Annotated in this window: 1 protein-coding gene; it reads right to left on the bottom strand. The window is 60.3% G+C overall.

The window, feature by feature from the left end; all coding sequences use genetic code 11:
- Positions 1 to 54: 54 nt before the first annotated feature.
- On the bottom strand, positions 55 to 277 hold a 223-nt coding region (locus A3722_RS08285; protein ID WP_201721984.1), incomplete at its 5' end, for a protein-export chaperone SecB.

Genomic DNA, 277 nt, shown 5'->3' with positions numbered 1-277 from the left:
GAATTTGTCGGCAAGCTGGGCGACGACGCACTGTGGAAACAGCTTGGCTGACGCTTAGGCGTCGGCTTTTGGCGGGGTCTCGGCCTGACGGCGGGCAACTTCGTTGCGGTAGAGCGACAGGAAGTCGATGTTCTCAAGGTTCAGCGGCGGGAAGCCACCATCGCGGGTCACGTCGCTGACGATGCGGCGCAGGAAGGGGAAGATCATCCGCGGGCATTCGATCAGCAGATAGGGGTGCATCTGCTCTTCAGGCACGCTTTCGACTTGGAAAATACCG

Source organism: Sulfitobacter sp. HI0027 (assembly GCF_001634775.1).
GTDB lineage: Bacteria > Pseudomonadota > Alphaproteobacteria > Rhodobacterales > Rhodobacteraceae > Sulfitobacter.
This window is presented reverse-complemented; position numbering and strand designations above follow the sequence as displayed.